The sequence below is a fragment of the Halorubrum sp. SS7 genome (genome assembly GCF_005435055.1).
In the GTDB taxonomy this organism is placed as follows: Archaea; Halobacteriota; Halobacteria; order Halobacteriales; family Haloferacaceae; genus Halorubrum; species Halorubrum salinarum.
Genome location: NZ_SGXV01000048.1, coordinates 1 through 728 on the forward strand (window position 1 = coordinate 1; position 728 = coordinate 728).

At 63.9% G+C, this 728-nt stretch carries 1 protein-coding gene and 1 pseudogene; both read right to left on the reverse strand.

The window, feature by feature from the left end; genetic code table 11:
• Positions 1 to 230, reverse strand: a pseudogene (locus tag EXE44_RS16215) (site-specific integrase); the annotation flags it as partial.
• 123 nt (positions 231 to 353) lie between these two features.
• Positions 354 to 605, reverse strand: a complete 252-nt coding sequence (locus tag EXE44_RS16220; RefSeq protein ID WP_092923014.1) for a type II toxin-antitoxin system HicA family toxin — start codon at positions 603 to 605, stop codon at positions 354 to 356.
• Between the last annotated feature and the right edge of the window lie 123 nt (positions 606 to 728).

Genomic DNA, 728 nt, shown 5'->3' on the forward strand with positions numbered 1-728 from the left:
CCCGGGCCGTCGTCGGCCACGTCGAGCCGGAAGTGGTCGCCGTCGGGAGTCCGATTCACGTGCTTCGGCGTGACCTGGGGGGTCTCGAAGGCGCGGAGGCCGACGAATCCGCCGAGCTGTATCACGAGGTCGTCGCGGTGACTCCCGGCGGCGCGACGGAGCGCCTCGAGGTCGTCGTCTGTCAGCCAGCACTTGTACTGGTTCTCTTTGCCGGTCGCCTCTAATCGCATACGAACTTCCAAAGGAAGATAGCACTTAGTACGGCAGAACCGACGAGGTCCTCGGCGTGATCGGGGCGGAATCAGGGGGTTCGTTGACGACTTGTTCTAGAAGTCGGCCGTCACTCCCGGCCGTCACAGAAGCTCGTCGATCCACTCACACCACGCCTCAAAGTCGTCGGCACCGCACTGGTCGGCGATCGACCGGTACGTGTCCTGTGAGATCTGGTCGCTGTCGGTGAGCGGAACACTCACCACGCGAACCTCGTCCGACTCCGGGTGCTCGTACCGGAGCTTCACGTGACTCCCCTCGCGGCCGACCGGTTGGTACCGCATCGATCGGAGTGCCTTCACGATCTCCCGACCGTCAAAATTCGCATAGACCATCCCGGACTACTCCCACGGCGGCTCGCCAGCATCCTCGACCTCGTCTGGGTCAACGCCGATCTCCTCCAGGAACGCCTCCTCGTCGTCGATGGCGTTCCGCCCGAGGTTCGTCGCGATGATGTC

What these genes read in the sequence shown, in the direction of transcription:
- EXE44_RS16220 (WP_092923014.1), bottom strand. Translation starts at nt 605, where the DNA reads ATGGTCTATGCGAATTTTGACGGTCGGGAGATCGTGAAGGCACTCCGA.